The sequence below is a fragment of the Exiguobacterium sp. GL_137 genome, from assembly GCF_057834585.1.
The window spans coordinates 1867754-1882738 of sequence record NZ_CM174406.1 but is presented as its reverse complement, the minus strand read 5'-3'; the positions used below and the strand labels follow the sequence as shown (position 1 = coordinate 1882738).

Annotated in this window: 15 protein-coding genes; all 15 read left to right on the top strand. The window is 46.2% G+C overall.

Annotation, left to right across the window (positions count from 1 at the left end; genetic code table 11):
- The first annotated feature begins 7 nt into the window (after window positions 1-7).
- The 15 genes from sucD to fliI all read left to right on the top strand — a co-directional run bounded on the left by sucD (window position 8) and on the right by fliI (window position 14978).
- Window positions 8-922, top strand: coding sequence for a succinate--CoA ligase subunit alpha (sucD, locus tag AC3IRK_RS10000; RefSeq protein WP_114595489.1), 915 nt, complete (start codon window positions 8-10; stop codon window positions 920-922).
- A gap of 64 nt (window positions 923-986) precedes the next feature.
- Window positions 987-1796: a DNA-processing protein DprA gene (gene dprA, locus AC3IRK_RS09995; protein WP_131502596.1), complete on the top strand. Its 810-nt coding sequence runs from the start codon at window positions 987-989 to the stop codon at window positions 1794-1796.
- A gap of 65 nt (window positions 1797-1861) precedes the next feature.
- Complete coding sequence (gene topA, locus AC3IRK_RS09990; RefSeq protein WP_131502595.1) at window positions 1862-3958, top strand: type I DNA topoisomerase; 2097 nt, start codon at window positions 1862-1864, stop codon at window positions 3956-3958.
- A gap of 3 nt (window positions 3959-3961) precedes the next feature.
- Window positions 3962-5266, top strand: a complete 1305-nt coding sequence (gene trmFO / locus AC3IRK_RS09985) for an FADH(2)-oxidizing methylenetetrahydrofolate--tRNA-(uracil(54)-C(5))-methyltransferase TrmFO (protein ID WP_131972510.1) — start codon at window positions 3962-3964, stop codon at window positions 5264-5266.
- Window positions 5267-5437: 171 nt separating this feature from the next.
- The gene (locus AC3IRK_RS09980; RefSeq protein ID WP_131502593.1) at window positions 5438-6316 is read left to right on the top strand and encodes a tyrosine-type recombinase/integrase; all 879 of its coding nucleotides are present in this window, start codon (window positions 5438-5440) and stop codon (window positions 6314-6316) included.
- On the top strand, window positions 6285-6881 hold the full coding sequence (gene hslV / locus AC3IRK_RS09975) for an ATP-dependent protease subunit HslV (RefSeq protein WP_369835017.1): 597 nt from the start codon (window positions 6285-6287) through the stop codon (window positions 6879-6881). Before AC3IRK_RS09980 ends, hslV begins: the two co-directional genes overlap by 32 nt.
- Window positions 6874-8244: an ATP-dependent protease ATPase subunit HslU gene (hslU, locus tag AC3IRK_RS09970; RefSeq protein ID WP_131502592.1), complete on the top strand. Its 1371-nt coding sequence runs from the start codon at window positions 6874-6876 to the stop codon at window positions 8242-8244. Before hslV ends, hslU begins: the two co-directional genes overlap by 8 nt.
- A gap of 16 nt (window positions 8245-8260) precedes the next feature.
- The gene (gene codY, locus AC3IRK_RS09965; RefSeq protein WP_012370753.1) at window positions 8261-9040 is read left to right on the top strand and encodes a GTP-sensing pleiotropic transcriptional regulator CodY; all 780 of its coding nucleotides are present in this window, start codon (window positions 8261-8263) and stop codon (window positions 9038-9040) included.
- Between the two features lie 246 nt (window positions 9041-9286).
- A complete protein-coding gene (gene flgB, locus AC3IRK_RS09960) occupies window positions 9287-9652 on the top strand; it encodes a flagellar basal body rod protein FlgB (RefSeq protein ID WP_251138585.1) in 366 nt (121 codons plus the stop codon).
- Window positions 9653-9655: 3 nt separating this feature from the next.
- On the top strand, window positions 9656-10054 hold the full coding sequence (flgC, locus tag AC3IRK_RS09955; protein ID WP_131502590.1) for a flagellar basal body rod protein FlgC: 399 nt from the start codon (window positions 9656-9658) through the stop codon (window positions 10052-10054).
- A 15-nt stretch (window positions 10055-10069) separates the two neighbouring features.
- Window positions 10070-10357: a flagellar hook-basal body complex protein FliE gene (fliE, locus tag AC3IRK_RS09950; RefSeq protein WP_131502589.1), complete on the top strand. Its 288-nt coding sequence runs from the start codon at window positions 10070-10072 to the stop codon at window positions 10355-10357.
- 28 nt (window positions 10358-10385) lie between these two features.
- Complete coding sequence (gene fliF, locus AC3IRK_RS09945) at window positions 10386-11951, top strand: flagellar basal-body MS-ring/collar protein FliF (RefSeq protein ID WP_489169918.1); 1566 nt, start codon at window positions 10386-10388, stop codon at window positions 11949-11951.
- A 4-nt stretch (window positions 11952-11955) separates the two neighbouring features.
- Window positions 11956-12963, top strand: coding sequence for a flagellar motor switch protein FliG (gene fliG, locus AC3IRK_RS09940; protein WP_131972512.1), 1008 nt, complete (start codon window positions 11956-11958; stop codon window positions 12961-12963).
- Window positions 12947-13672, top strand: a complete 726-nt coding sequence (locus AC3IRK_RS09935) for a FliH/SctL family protein (RefSeq protein WP_131972513.1) — start codon at window positions 12947-12949, stop codon at window positions 13670-13672. The genes fliG and AC3IRK_RS09935 overlap by 17 nt, the downstream gene beginning before the upstream one ends.
- Window positions 13665-14978, top strand: coding sequence for a flagellar protein export ATPase FliI (gene fliI / locus AC3IRK_RS09930; RefSeq protein ID WP_131972514.1), 1314 nt, complete (start codon window positions 13665-13667; stop codon window positions 14976-14978). The genes AC3IRK_RS09935 and fliI overlap by 8 nt, the downstream gene beginning before the upstream one ends.
- Window positions 14979-14985: the final 7 nt, after the last annotated feature.

The following is a 14985-nucleotide window of genomic DNA, read 5'->3' as shown; positions in this document are numbered from 1 at the left end:
GCTAAGGATGAGTATTTGGGTAAATGAATCAACAAAAGTCATCATTCAAGGAATTACAGGGAATCAAGGGATGTTCCACGGCGAACAGATGATTGATTACGGAACGAACCTCGTCGGTGGCGTGACACCAGGTAAAGGTGGAACGGAAGTATTAGGAGTACCGGTCTTCGATACAGTAGCTCAGGCAGTCGAAAAGACAGCTGCCAATGCTTCAATCATCTATGTACCGCCTGCATTTGCAGCGGATGCCATCATGGAAGCAGCGGATGCAAACATCGCTTTGATCATTTGTATCACGGAAGGAATTCCGGTTCTTGATATGGTTAAAGTAAAACGTTATCTAGACGGAAAACCAGTCCGTCTGATCGGACCAAACTGTCCGGGTGTGATTACGCCAGGCGTTGCGAAACTTGGGATCATGCCAGGATACATTCATACTCCAGGTCACGTTGGAATCGTTTCACGTTCTGGAACATTGACGTACGAAGCAGTTCATCAATTGACGACAGCAGGAATTGGTCAATCAACAGCAGTAGGAATCGGTGGCGATCCGGTCAACGGAACAGATTTCATTGATACGCTTAAAGCGTTTAATGAAGATCCGGAAACAAAAGCCGTCATCATGCTGGGTGAAATCGGTGGAACGGCAGAAGAAGAAGCGGCTGAGTGGGTCAAAGCCAACATGACGAAGCCGGTCATCGGATTCATCGGTGGACAAACAGCACCTGAAGGCAAACGGATGGGTCATGCCGGTGCAATCATTTCAGGCGGTAAAGGAACTGCTGCAGAAAAAATCAAAACACTTCGTGCCAATGGTATCGAAGTAGCAGAAACGCCAGCTATCATCGGTGAGACGTTGATTCGTGTCATCAAAGAAGCCGGTATTTACGATGAATGTGTCACAGGTTCAACTGTGAACTAAACAAGATGTCAGCTGTCCTGATTTAATCAGGACGGCTTTCTTCTATATAAAAGGAGCGTAATGAATGGACAGAGAACTGTATGCACGTTTTGCGACTTGCCGGGTTCCGTATTCAATCGTTGTCTTGATCGAGCAGTACGGTCTTTTACCGGTAGAGGATTTACCCGTGTCAAGATCCATCAAAAACCGTTATCAGCAAGCCTTACAATTGGATCAAGTCCCAACGAACCTTCTTGTTCCCGGAGACCCGTGTTTCCCGATGTCGTTACTTCAGATTCCTCAGCCCGTTTATGGTCTTTTCTTCAGCGGTGATCCTTCCCTATTACAACAGCCGATGATCAGTATCATCGGAAGTCGTCAACCTTCTCCTTCTCACTCAAAACGTTTATCTTTCTTACGTCCCTTTTTTGAGTCTCCATTCGTCACGGTGTCAGGTGGCGCCCTTGGCATTGATTCTCTTGTACATCGTCTTTCCCTTAAACATCATCAAGCGACGATTGCTGTGTTAGCGAGCGGGTTTGATTACTTGTACCCCGTCCGGCATTCACGACTGTTCCAGCGGATTCAACAAGCCGGACTGCTTTTATCTGAGTATCCCGCTTCAACCCCAGTCAAGAAATATCAGTTTTTGGAACGAAACCGGATCATCTCGGGACTGGCGTCAGGATTGATTATCGTTGAGGCAACCCGGAAAAGCGGAACGATGAACACGGCAGGTCACGCGCTGGAACAGGGAAAAGACGTGTATTGTATCCCTGGTTGTCCAACAGAAAAACACTTTCAAGGGACAAATCAACTGATTGCGGAAGGGGCGATTCCGCTCTTGAATCCGGAAGAAGTTTCAAAAAGTATCTTGATGAACGTTGACAAATAGGAATCGAGACTACTATGATAAGTGAGATTAAAATACGAGTACGCCTCTAATAGGGAGCGATTGTAATGGCAAAATATTTAGTAATTGTCGAATCACCTGCAAAGGCAAAAACCATCAAACGTTATCTCGGTTCAAACTATACCGTGAAAGCTTCGATGGGACATGTCATCGACTTACCGAAAAGTCAAATGGGTGTTGACGTAGAACATGATTATGAACCAAAGTATATTACGATTCGTGGTAAAGGTCCGGTTTTAAAAGAATTAAAAACGGCCGCTAAAAAAGCACAAAAAATCTATCTCGCAGCCGACCCGGACCGCGAAGGGGAAGCAATCGCTTGGCATTTAGCGAAAGCCCTCGGTGTCGATGAATCGACAGAATGCCGGGTCGTCTTTAATGAAATCACGAAAGACGCCATCAAAGATTCGTTCAAGAGACCCCGCAAGATCAACTACGATCTTGTCGATGCACAACAGGCACGGCGTATCTTGGACCGTCTCGTCGGTTACAGCATGAGTCCGTTACTCTGGAAGAAAATTAAAAAGGGCTTGTCAGCAGGACGTGTTCAATCGGTTGCTGTGAAGATGATCATTGACCGCGAGCAAGAAATCAATGCCTTTTTACCAGAAGAATATTGGACGATCAAACTAGAGCTTGATGCCAATGGTGAAAAGCTCGAAGCCAACTTCTACGGGATTGACGGGAAGAAACGTGAATTGCACTCAGAAGAGGAAGTCAATGAAGTATTGGCAAAACTTTCAGAGTCCTTCACGGTCGACTCCGTCACGAAAAAAGAGCGTCGCCGGAATCCAGCCTTGCCGTTTACGACGAGTTCGCTCCAACAAGAAGCAGCCCGCAAGCTGAACTTCCGTGCGAAGAAGACGATGATGATTGCCCAGCAATTATATGAAGGAATCGAGCTCGGCAAAGAAGGAACGGTCGGTTTGATTACGTACATGCGGACCGATTCAACCCGGACATCCGAAACCGCCAACATCGAAGCGCAGGGGTTCATCGAAAATGCATACGGGAAAGAATACATCGCTGTCGAAAAACGGAAAGAGAAAAAAGCAGCGAATTCGCAAGATGCCCACGAAGCTGTTCGTCCGACATCGACGATGCGTGACCCGCAACTTGTCAAATCGTATTTATCCCGCGATCAGTTCCGGTTATACAAATTGATTTGGGAACGGTTCGTTGCGAGTCAAATGGCTCCGGCTGTTCTCGATACAGTCAAAGTCGACTTGGTCTCAAATGATGTCATGTTCCGGGCAAACGGTTCGACGGTCAAATTTGCCGGATTCATGAAAGTCTATATTGAAGATACAGACGATGAGACGGTAACGGACGTCAAGGACGGTTTGTTGCCGCCGCTTGAAGACGGTGAAGTCTTGGAGCAGGAAATGATTGAGCCGAAACAACACTTTACGCAACCACCACCGCGGTATACCGAGGCACGCCTCGTCCGGGCGATGGAAGAACTTGGGATTGGTCGTCCGTCGACGTATGCGCCGACACTCGATACGATCCAAAAACGTGGTTACGTGACGCTCGAAGAGAAAAAATTCCTGCCGACCGAACTCGGGGAACTGGTCATCGATATGATCAGTGATTATTTCCAAGAATTCATCACCGTTCAATTTACGGCGGATATGGAAGCGTTGCTCGATGCAATCGAAAAAGGGGACATGCAGTGGACGGAAGTCGTCGATCCGATTTATAAATCGTTCGAAAAGCGTCTGACACGTGCAGAAGCCGAAATCGAAAAAATCGAAATTAAAGACGAACCGGCCGGAGAAGATTGTGAAGTCTGCGGACACGCGATGGTCATCAAGATGGGCCGTTATGGAAAATTCATGGCGTGCTCAAACTTCCCGGAATGTCGGAACACGAAGCCGATTCAAGTTGAGATTGGTGTTAAATGTCCGACGTGTGGAACAGGTGAGATCGTGGAACGCCGGAGTAAAAAAGGACGCTTATTCTACGGCTGTTCGAATTATCCGGAATGTGAATTCGTCTCATGGGATAAACCGGTCGAAGAACCATGTCCGGTTTGTAGCAGTATGATGGTACAAAAGAAAATCAAGAACGGTGTGAAAGTAGAATGTACGTCTTGCGGACATCATGAAACACGCATCGATCAGGAGCAAGAGGAGGAATGACCGATGAAACGGGTAACCGTAATCGGCGCCGGTCTCGCAGGTTCTGAAGCAGCATGGCAACTTGCGAAACGTGGTGTACAAGTAGATTTATATGAAATGCGACCAGTCAAGCAGACACCTGCTCACCATACCGATCAATTTGCAGAACTCGTCTGCTCGAACTCACTTCGAGCTAATCAACTGACAAATGCAGTCGGTGTATTAAAAGAAGAAATGCGACAACTCGACTCACTTATCCTCAAGGCTGCCGATCTTGCGAGTGTGCCGGCAGGTGGTGCGCTTGCTGTCGATCGACATGACTTTGCCGGATACGTGACGGAAACGTTAAAAAATCATCCGAACGTCACGGTTCATCATGAGGAACTTGAAGCGATTCCGGATGGTCCGACCATCGTCGCGACAGGTCCTTTAACAAGTGCCTCCTTATCCGAATCCCTTAAGCAGTTCACCGGAGAAGATTACCTGTACTTCTTTGATGCTGCCGCACCGATTCTTGACGGCGATACGATTGACCGCGATAAAGTATATTTAAAGTCACGTTATGATAAAGGGGAAGCAGCTTACTTGAACTGTCCGATGACAGAAGAAGAGTTTATGCATTTCCACAATGAGTTGATTCAAGCGGAAGTCGTTCCGTTAAAAGAATTCGAGAAGGAAATCTACTTCGAAGGATGCATGCCATTTGAAGTATTAGCGTCACGCGGACCGAAGACACTTTTATTCGGACCGATGAAGCCGGTTGGTCTTGAAGATCCGAAAACGGGTGAACGTCCGTATGCCGTCGTTCAACTTCGTCAGGATAACTCAGCCGGGACATTGTTTAACCTCGTCGGATTCCAAACGCATCTGAAGTGGGGCGAACAAAAACGGATCATCCGTTTGATTCCAGGTCTTGAAAATGCTGAAATCGTTCGTTATGGTGTCATGCACCGGAATACGTTTGTCAATTCACCGAACTTGTTGCAACCGACGTATCAGACACGAACACGTCCGGATCTATTCTTTGCCGGTCAGATGACAGGTGTCGAAGGATACGTCGAATCAGCTGCTTCCGGTTTGACGGCAGGTATCAATGCGGCTCGTTTAGTTAATGAAGCGGAGCCGATCGCCTTCCCGAAGGAAACGATGATGGGTGCGATGGCGCATTACATCACGACGACGGAAGGAAAGAACTTCCAGCCGATGAATGCAAACTTCGGACTTGTACCGGGACTTGCCAACCAAACCGGTCGAATGAAGAAACCAGAAAAATATGCGCTTCTTGCCGAGCGGGCATTGGAAGCAATCAAAGACTTTACCGATATGTAAGTAAGATGGGGGAGAAGGCGCAATTCAGCGTTCTTTTCTCCCATTTCTTAATTTGTCATAAAAGCGTGATAATTTTGTTATTTTTCCGGTTTTTGGTCTATTGTCAGACTACTTACGGTGTGCTATGCTAAGGGCGATTCGAGTATGAAATGGTTAGAAGGGGGCTCATCAATGGGAGTAGACTCAGAGTTTGACGTACTGCGAAAATCGTTTTTACGGTATGTACACATCGAGCGTCAATTATCTCCAAATACGGGCCGCTCTTATGATCAAACACTTCGACAATACGCCGCTTTTTGCCTCGATCATCAGCTGAGATCGATTGAATTGGCAACTGCACGGCGTTATTTGTTTGCTCTTTATGATCAAAAAGCATCTAAATCAACGATCGCTCAAAAAGTATCTTGTTTGAAACAGTTCGGACGTTTTGTGACGCGGGATACGAATGACGTCAATCCTTTTGAGGGATTGAAGGCACCCAAACGTGTCCAAACGCTACCGACGTTTTTAGTACCATCAGAATACGAACGATTTTTGGAAGTTTTCCGAACGTCGGATTCATTAGGGGTACGGAATGTGGCATTGATTGAGTTGCTGTATGCGTCAGGAATGCGTGTCAGCGAATTAGCCGGATTGAACGTAAAAGATTTAGATCCGGACTTGGAATATGTGCATGTATACGGAAAAGGACGAAAAGAACGGATTACACCAATCGGATCATTTGCGAGAAAAGCCTTATCCGAGTATTTGATGAAACGGCAACCGGCCGAGGATGAAGCACAAGCCGTTTTTCTTTCTCGTTCAGGTCGCCGTTTGACAACGGACGGGATTCGGAAAATCTTAAAAAAGGCAGATCCCTTTTTATCGAAACATGTGACACCACATGCTTTACGACATAGTTTCGCGACCGATTTACTGGAACGTGGAGCAGATTTACGAGCGGTGCAAGAATTGCTTGGGCATGCTTCATTATCGACGACAGGGCAATATACACACGTCACGACGGAGCGGCTACGACATGTTTATCAGCAAGCGCATCCGCGTGCCTAAGGGAGGAAATAGCATGTTTCATGCAACGACGATTTTTGCGATTCAACATAACGGTCAATCTGCAATGAGCGGGGATGGACAAGTGACTTTTGGTAATCAAGTCATCATGAAGAAAAGTGCAAAAAAAGTCCGGCGTCTCTATGGTGGAAAAGTGATTGCAGGGTTTGCAGGAAGTGTAGCCGATGCGTTTACATTATTCGAAAAGTTTGAAGCAAAACTTGAGATGTACAACGGGAACCTGCAACGAGCTGCCGTGGAATTAGCAAAGGAATGGCGGGGCGATAAAATGTTACGCCAGCTGGAAGCTTTGTTACTTGTCATGGATGGAACACATTTACTTCTTGTTTCAGGTAACGGAGAAGTCATCGAACCCGATGACGGGATTTTGGCCATCGGTTCAGGCGGAAACTATGCGCTTGCCGCGGGTCGGGCACTGGCTCGGCACGCTGCACACATGACGGCCGAGGAAATCGCCCGCGCTGCTCTTGAAACAGCAGGGGAGTTATGTGTATTCACGAATGATCAAATCATTTTAGAAACGATTGGGGGAAGTGCAGATGCATGAATTTACACCGAGACAAATCGTGGAAAAACTAAATGAACATGTTATTGGTCAAGCGGACGCGAAACGAGCCGTCGCGATTGCACTCCGAAATCGTTACCGCCGTCAGTTGCTCGATCCGAGTCTGCGTGATGAAGTGACACCGAAAAACATCTTGATGATCGGACCGACAGGAGTCGGGAAAACGGAAATTGCCCGTCGACTTGCTAAACTGGTCCGTGCACCGTTCGTTAAAATCGAAGCTACGAAATTCACGGAAGTCGGTTATGTCGGACGTGACGTTGAATCAATGGTCCGTGATTTAGTCGAAGCTTCACTACGGCTTGTCAAAGACGAGAAAAAGGAAGCTTTGAAAGAGCGTGCTGAAGCGGTTGCGAATGAACGAATCGTCGATGCCCTTGTCGGTAAAAAAGCTTCGACTGGTCTTGGCGGAGGAAATCCGTTTGAGATGCTGTTCGGTGGAACTCAAAAACCGCCCGAGCAGGAAACTGCCAGCGATACAGCCGATCGATCCGTCATTCGTCAACAATTGTTTCAAGGTCAACTAGAAGACCGCATGATTGATGTGGACATTGAAGAACGCCAAATGGATTTGTTCTCCGGACAACAAGGTATGGAAGGTCTTGCGAATCTGCAGGATATGCTCGGACAAGTCATGCCGAAAAAAACAAAGAAACGTCAGCTGAGTGTCAAAGAGGCACGTCCGATTTTGACAGCAGAAGAAGCGGAACGATTACTCGATTTAAATGAAGTCCACGATGAAGCTGTTCGTCGTGCTGAACAGATGGGAATTATCTTCGTCGATGAAATCGACAAGATTGCAACGAAGGGGCAAGATAGTGCCGGTGTATCACGTGAAGGCGTGCAGCGTGATATCTTACCAATCGTCGAAGGATCGACTGTCGTGACGAAGTATGGTCCTGTGAAGACGGATCATATGTTATTCATTGCAGCCGGGGCTTTCCATATGGCAAAACCATCCGATTTGATTCCGGAGCTGCAAGGACGTTTTCCGATCCGGGTGGAACTCGACAGTCTGACCGAAGATGACTTTGTTAAAATTTTGACGGAGCCTAATCAAGCATTGCTGAAACAATACAAGGCTTTGCTTGGAGCGGAGCAAGTCCATGTCACGTTTACCGAAGACGCGATTCGTCAAATTGCACGGATTGCAGCACAAGTAAATGATGAAACAGATAATATCGGTGCTCGCCGTTTATATACCATCATGGAACGTGTATTAGAAGAATTATCGTTTGAAGCGGCAGAGATGCCAGAGACAGACGTCACCATCACACCACAATATGTCATGGACCGCGTCGGAAAAGTAGCAGATGATCGTGACTTAAGTCAGTTCATCTTATAAGTGGAGGAAGAAAATCATGAATTTATTGGCAAAAACACGAAAGCTCAACACGATGTTACAACAAGAAGCAAGCACACATGTCGACTTTAAGGTCATGGCAGATCGTTTAAGTGAAGTTATGGAATCAAATACCTTTATCGTCAGCCGTCGTGGAAAGTTATTAGGAATTGCGATTAAACAACAAATCGAGAATGCACGGATTCGTGGATTCCTTGAAGAGCGTCAGTTTCCGGAAGATTATACGAAAAAATTGTTTAATGTGACGGAAACGACAGCGAACATCGCAATCGACAGTGAGCATACAGCTTTCCCGATCGATAACCGCGATATGTTCGAGACATCAAAAACGACGATTGTTCCGATCATCGGTGGCGGTGAGCGACTTGGAACACTTGTCCTTGGCCGGATGCTCGAAGATTTTAATGAAGAGGACTTGGTGCTTGCGGAATACGGAGCAACAGTTGTCGGAATGGAAATCTTACGTGAGAAAGCTCATGAAGCGGAAGATAAAGCGCGGAAGAAAGCCGTCGTTCAAATGGCAATCAATTCTTTATCGTATTCGGAACTTGAAGCCATCGAACATATCTTCGAAGAGTTGGACGGAAACGAAGGATTACTCGTGGCCTCTAAAATTGCCGATCGTGTCGGCATCACGCGTTCAGTCATCGTCAATGCGTTGCGGAAACTTGAAAGTGCCGGCGTCATCGAGTCCCGTTCGCTTGGTATGAAAGGGACATATATCAAGATTTTAAATGACAATTTCCTCTATGAGTTAGAGCGCATTAAATCGAACTAAAAAAAGGAAGAATTAGAATTTAAAAGAAGACCTAGTAAAGTACTAGGTCTTCTTTTTTTTATAGGTATTATTTATCATTTTTATAAGAAAAGGGTTTAAAAAGCGAAATACTAACATCTCATTCCCCTATTTTTCAAAAAACTTCTTTTCAAACATTGACCTATTTGTTTCAATTATTTCAGATATGTTACTAACCGCTTACTTTATAATATTAATTTTTACCAGATAAATAGAGGTGGAGGTTGAATGATGAACTGGCTTGGTTCAGATTATGCAACAATGACACAGGCCGTCGATCGGACGGTAGCTGCGCAGAAAGTAATTTCAGCAAATATTGCGAACGTCGATACGCCTGGATATAAATCAAAGCGCGTAGTGTTCGGAGATGTCTTGGATTCTGAAATGAAAATGAGTTTAAAACGACACGCGACGATCGGTACGTCAGGAAGTATCGTCGAACAATCGTCTGCTATGCGTAACGATGGGAATGGGGTCGATATTGACCTCGAAATGTCTGAATTATCACGCAATCAAATTGAGTACGAAGCATTGGTCGAACAATTGAACCGGAAATTTTCCGGAATCCAGTCTGTCATCCGGGGAGGACGTTAATTCATGAGTATGTTTTCAGGTTTTCATACGTCCGCAACGGGATTGACGGCACAGCGTCTGCGACTCGATACCGTCTCTGCGAATATCGCCAATGCTCAGACGACACGCGGTGAGCTAGTTGACGGAGAATGGCAACCATATGCCCGCAAATTAGCCGTTTTGAAAGAAACAGGCAACGGGGTGACAGTCAGCGAGATTCGAAAAGATCAAGAACCATTCAAATTGGAATACAATCCGAATCATCCAGATGCGGATGAACTGGGATACGTTAAAATGCCGAACGTCGATCTACTGAAGGAAATGGTCGACATGATGGGGGCGACACGTTCTTATGAAGCGAACGTCACGGCGTTGAATGCAACAAAAGCAATGTTGGTTAAAGCGATGGAAATCGGCAAGTAAGAAGGAGATGACACGATGGCGATTCAACCGATTCAAAGTATGCAAATGGTCTTACCGTCTCAATCGGTTACCAAAACGACACCAAGTGATTTCAGTGAAGTATTGAGTCAGGCCATGAACGGTCTGAACGAGGCGCAACAAGCCTCTTCGCAAGCACGAGTAGATCTTGCGACTGGAAAAACGACAGACTTACATAACATCATGATCAAAACAGAAGAAGCATCGCTTTCTATGCAACTCGCTATCGAAGTCCGGAATAAAGGCATCGAAGCATACCAAGAAATGATGCGTATGCAACTGTGATTGTTGAGGAAAGCGTGGGAGATGTTTGATGAATGAAGGACTAAAAACGCGCTTTGGCGCATTAAAAATGACATGGCAGGAATGGTCGCTCGTTAAAAAAGCAACGATCATCGGAATTATCTTATTTCTAATTGCAGCTATCATTGTTGCAGCCATTTGGTTAAGTAAACCAACGATGACACCGCTCTACTCAAAGTTGTCACCACAAGAGGCTGGGCAAGTGACTGAGAAATTAAATGAAGATGGTGTACAGTCCGAAGTCGTCAGTGGGACAGACGGTGTAACGATTCTTGTACCGGAAGAAAGTGCCGAAAACTTAAAAGTGGAGTTGGCGACAGCTGGAATACCTAAATCAGGTCAAATCGATTATTCATTCTTCAGCGAAAACGCCGGATTTGGAACAACAGATAAGGAAATGAACATTCTCGAGCGGGACACGATGCAGACGGAATTAGAAAATCTGATTACGCAAGTCAACGGGATTGATGCTGCGAAGGTCATGATTACATTACCGGAAAAAAGTGTTTTCTTATCAGATAAAGAAGAGACGTCAACTGTCTCAGTCGTCTTGACATCAAGCGCCGGCAGCGACTTGAATCAGCAGACGGTTCAAGGTCTGTATCATCTGATTGCGAAAAGTATCCCGAATCTAAAAGAAGAAAACATTACCATCATGGATCAGTACTTTACGTATTATGAGCCGGGTAAGGGAGCACAGACTGCAGGAGGAACGGATCCGATGCAGCTGAAGAAAACGACGGAAAAAGATTTACGCCAACAAATTCAGCAGATGCTGTCAGTCGTTCTCGGTCCACAAAAAGCACTGGTTTCTGTTACCGCAGATGTCGATGTCACGCAACGGCAAGAGGAACAAAAATTAGTTGAACCGGTTGATCCTGATAAAATCGAGGGAATCGTGACATCGGCAGAGAAAGTCGCTGAAGCGTATACGGGAGCGGCAAATGAAGGAACTGCAGGAACGGGTGAGAATGAGACCATTAACTTCCCGCAAGGTACAGGTACGGCAGGAGACACAAGTGAGAAGACGCACGACATCATCAATTACGAAGTCAATCGAATCACAAAACAGATTACCGGTGCGCCGTATGAAATTCGGGATTTAGGAATTCAAGTCATCGTTGAGCCACCTAAAGGACAAAATCAAATTGATCCGCAACTTCAAACAGATTTACAGACTATGATGTATTCGATCATTCGTACTTCACTGACGAAGACGGATGCGAAGACGACCTTAACCGATGCAGAGCTTGCGAATAAAGTCGTCGTCATGTCAAGACCATTTGCCGAGACACCGAAACAGACAGTAACAACGGAAACAACACCGATGTGGGTCTGGTTTGCATTAGGCGCCGCAGCACTGGTCGTAGTAGGAGCCATCTTCCTGTTGATGCGTAGAAGAACAGCTGAAATTGAGGAACTGGAAGAATGGACTCCGATTGAGACAGAGATTCCTGAACTGTCGACAGAGGACACAAGTGAAGGAACGGTCAAACGGAAACAGCTTGAGAAGCTTGCCGCATCCAATCCGGATGAATTTGCGAAGTTGTTACGCACCTGGTTAGCGGAGGATTGATGAGATGAAGAAGTTAGAGATGAGTAGTCGGGAAAAAGCCGCCATATTAATGATTTCGCTTGGTCCGGAAGTCGCGGCCAGCGTATACAAACATTTGTCTGAAGAAGAAATGGAATGGCTGACATTACAGATTTCGAGCATGAAACGGATTGATCCGGATGAGAAGCTCGAAGTGTTAGAAGAATTCCATGAATTAGCGACAGCGCAAAATTATATCACGCAAGGTGGTATCGGATTCGCCAAATCCGTGTTGGAAAAAGCATTAGGTGAAGAGAAGGCGATGGAACTCATTTATCGTTTGACGTCGACGCTTCAAGTGAGACCGTTTGAATTTGCCCGCAAAGCGGATCCGAAACAATTGCTGAACTTCATTCAAAATGAACATCCGCAGACCATTGCCTTGGTCTTGGCGCATCTGGATCCGGTCAAATCGGGACAAATTTTATCAGAACTTCCGGCAGAAGCCCAGTCAGATGTCGCCCGACGGATTGCAACGATGGACCGGATGAATCCAGAAATCATCAGTGAAGTCGAACAAATTCTTGAACGGAATCTATCGCAAGCAGGAATGCAGGATTATGCCCAATCTGGCGGAATCGAGGCAGTAGTTCAAGTCTTGAACGGTGTCGATCGGACGACGGAACGAACGATTCTCGATACGCTTGAAATTCAGGATCCAGAGTTGGCGGAAGAAATCAAAAAGCGGATGTTTGTCTTTGAAGATATCGTTACGCTCGACGCACGTGCCATCCAACGGATTATCCGGGAAGTTTCGAATGAAGACTTATTGCTTTCACTTAAAGTTTCATCGGAAGATGTCAAAGAAATGGTGTACCGCAATATGTCCCAGCGAATGGTCGAATCGTTCAAAGAGGATATGGAATTCATGGGACCTGTACGCTTACGGGATGTCGAAGAAGCACAAAGTCGTATTGTTGGCATCATCCGTCGCCTAGAAGATATGGGTGAGATCGTGGTAGCCCGTGGTGGAGGAGATGATATCGTTGTCTAACGTCATTAAGCGTCAAGTTGTTTTCGACCGGACGCAACGAACGATTTTCCATCAGACGGAATCCGAGCAGGTGACTGAAACCGAACCGCTTGTTTCTTATGACGAGATGATGCGGGAAGGACAAGCCCAACTAAAGCAACAGCAGCTGTTGATCGAACAACAAGAACAAACACGGCGGGCTGATTTGGAGCAAGAGCGGCTTCTCGTGTTTGAAGAAGCGAGACAACAGGGTTACAAAGAAGGGTATCAGTCGGGTCAACAAGCTGGACAAACACAATACGAACAACGGATTGAGGAAACAAATCAACTTGCGAACCGGCTCGAACAGATGTTTTCAGAACGAGTCCTCCTGATGGAAGATGAATTGTGTGCACTGGCCCTTCAATTGACACATCAGTTTTTGGAGCAGCTTCACGATAAGGATGAAGAAGCACTTTATCAGACGATTCAACAGTTGATTCTTCAATTTAGAGATCGCGAAAAATTGATTGTCTATACATCAGCTGAAGATTTTGAACGGGTTGTCTTACTGGATGAACGGTTACAGACCATTTTAGGAGGGACGGCAACAATCCGTTTACGGATTGATCCCGAGCTTCCTGCACGAGATTTCCGGATTGATTCAGAGAACGGTGCCATCACGGGTGGATTGTCAATCGGTTATCAACGATTAATGGAGCAACTCACCGAGGTGTTACACGATGTATAAACTCAAACAGTTACAAGCAGCGATTCGAGATGTTCGTCGGGAAGAACTTGTCGAGCATTCTGGTAAAGTCGTTCAAGTCATTGGCTTGATGATTGAATCACGTGGTCCGACAGCTGTTGCCATCGGCGAGCGGTGCTTGATCCGGATTCATCGTGGAGACGAGATTGAGGCAGAAGTCGTTGGATTTCGAGAAGGACATGTACTATTGATGCCTTATGGTGAAACGACGGCCATTGCACCGGGATCGATTGTCATCGCAACAGGAAAACCGCTTCATGTTCCTGTCGGAGATGATTTGATCGGGAAAGTCCTGGATGGTCTCGGACGTTCGCTAGACGGGAAATCACTGGCGCATTTACGGACGACTTCAATTGTCCGTAAGCCGCCAAGTCCACTCGATCGTCCGCGGATCGATCAAGTGTTATCGACAGGTATTCGTGCCATCGACGGTTTATTGACCGTCGGACAAGGGCAACGAGTCGGACTATTCGCAGGATCGGGTGTCGGTAAATCGACATTACTCGGTATGATTGCCAAACGATCGACGGCTGATATTAATGTCATCGCCTTAATCGGTGAACGGGGCCGTGAAGTGAAGGAATTCATTGAGGCGGAGTTAGGTGAGGAAGGCATGAGCCGTTCGATCATCGTCGTAGCGACGAGTGATCAGCCGCCACTCGTTCGACTCAAAGGAGCGTATACGGCAACGGCAATCGCTGAATATTTTCGGGATCAAGGAAAAAATGTCGTATTGATGATGGACTCCGTCACACGTTTTGCCATGGCTCAACGTGAAATTGGCCTGGCGACCGGTGAACCACCTGCTTCGAAGGGATATACACCGAGTGTATTCGCCTTACTTCCACAACTGTTGGAACGAAGCGGGAAAACGACAGAAGGTTCCATTACGGCATTTTATACCGTACTGGTTGACGGCGATGATATGAATGAACCGATTGCGGATGCGGTCCGCGGAATTCTTGATGGTCATTTTGTCCTCGACCGAAATCTCGCTAATAAAGGACAATATCCGGCGATTCACATCTTACGCTCCATCAGCCGGGTCATGAATCAAATTACTTCGACCGAACATAAAGATAGTGCGATTACGTTCAGACAGTTATTGTCGACATACCTCGATGCCGAGGATTTAATCAATATCGGTGCTTATAAAAGTGGTACAAACCCTGACATTGATCGGGCTGTTGAAAAATATCCTGAATTGATCGGTTTTTTAAAACAACGGGTGGAAGAAAAAAGCCATTTCGAAGATGGCATGGATCGTCTGATTTCGACAATCCGTTAAGGGAGGG

Excerpts from the sequence above, each read along its gene's own strand:
- flgC (WP_131502590.1), top strand. The coding sequence starts at position 9,656 with ATGAGTATGTTTTCAGGTTTTCATACGTCCGCAACGGGATTGACGGCA.
- hslV (WP_369835017.1), top strand. The coding sequence starts at position 6,285 with ATGTTTATCAGCAAGCGCATCCGCGTGCCTAAGGGAGGAAATAGCATG.
- AC3IRK_RS09980 (WP_131502593.1), top strand. The coding sequence starts at position 5,438 with ATGGGAGTAGACTCAGAGTTTGACGTACTGCGAAAATCGTTTTTACGG.
- AC3IRK_RS09935 (WP_131972513.1), top strand. The coding sequence starts at position 12,947 with ATGATATCGTTGTCTAACGTCATTAAGCGTCAAGTTGTTTTCGACCGG.
- fliI (WP_131972514.1), top strand. The coding sequence starts at position 13,665 with ATGTATAAACTCAAACAGTTACAAGCAGCGATTCGAGATGTTCGTCGG.
- dprA (WP_131502596.1), top strand. The coding sequence starts at position 987 with ATGGACAGAGAACTGTATGCACGTTTTGCGACTTGCCGGGTTCCGTAT.
- trmFO (WP_131972510.1), top strand. The coding sequence starts at position 3,962 with ATGAAACGGGTAACCGTAATCGGCGCCGGTCTCGCAGGTTCTGAAGCA.
- flgB (WP_251138585.1), top strand. The coding sequence starts at position 9,287 with ATGATGAACTGGCTTGGTTCAGATTATGCAACAATGACACAGGCCGTC.
- topA (WP_131502595.1), top strand. The coding sequence starts at position 1,862 with ATGGCAAAATATTTAGTAATTGTCGAATCACCTGCAAAGGCAAAAACC.
- fliG (WP_131972512.1), top strand. The coding sequence starts at position 11,956 with ATGAAGAAGTTAGAGATGAGTAGTCGGGAAAAAGCCGCCATATTAATG.
- fliE (WP_131502589.1), top strand. The coding sequence starts at position 10,070 with ATGGCGATTCAACCGATTCAAAGTATGCAAATGGTCTTACCGTCTCAA.
- fliF (WP_489169918.1), top strand. The coding sequence starts at position 10,386 with ATGAATGAAGGACTAAAAACGCGCTTTGGCGCATTAAAAATGACATGG.
- hslU (WP_131502592.1), top strand. The coding sequence starts at position 6,874 with ATGCATGAATTTACACCGAGACAAATCGTGGAAAAACTAAATGAACAT.
- codY (WP_012370753.1), top strand. The coding sequence starts at position 8,261 with ATGAATTTATTGGCAAAAACACGAAAGCTCAACACGATGTTACAACAA.
- sucD (WP_114595489.1), top strand. The coding sequence starts at position 8 with ATGAGTATTTGGGTAAATGAATCAACAAAAGTCATCATTCAAGGAATT.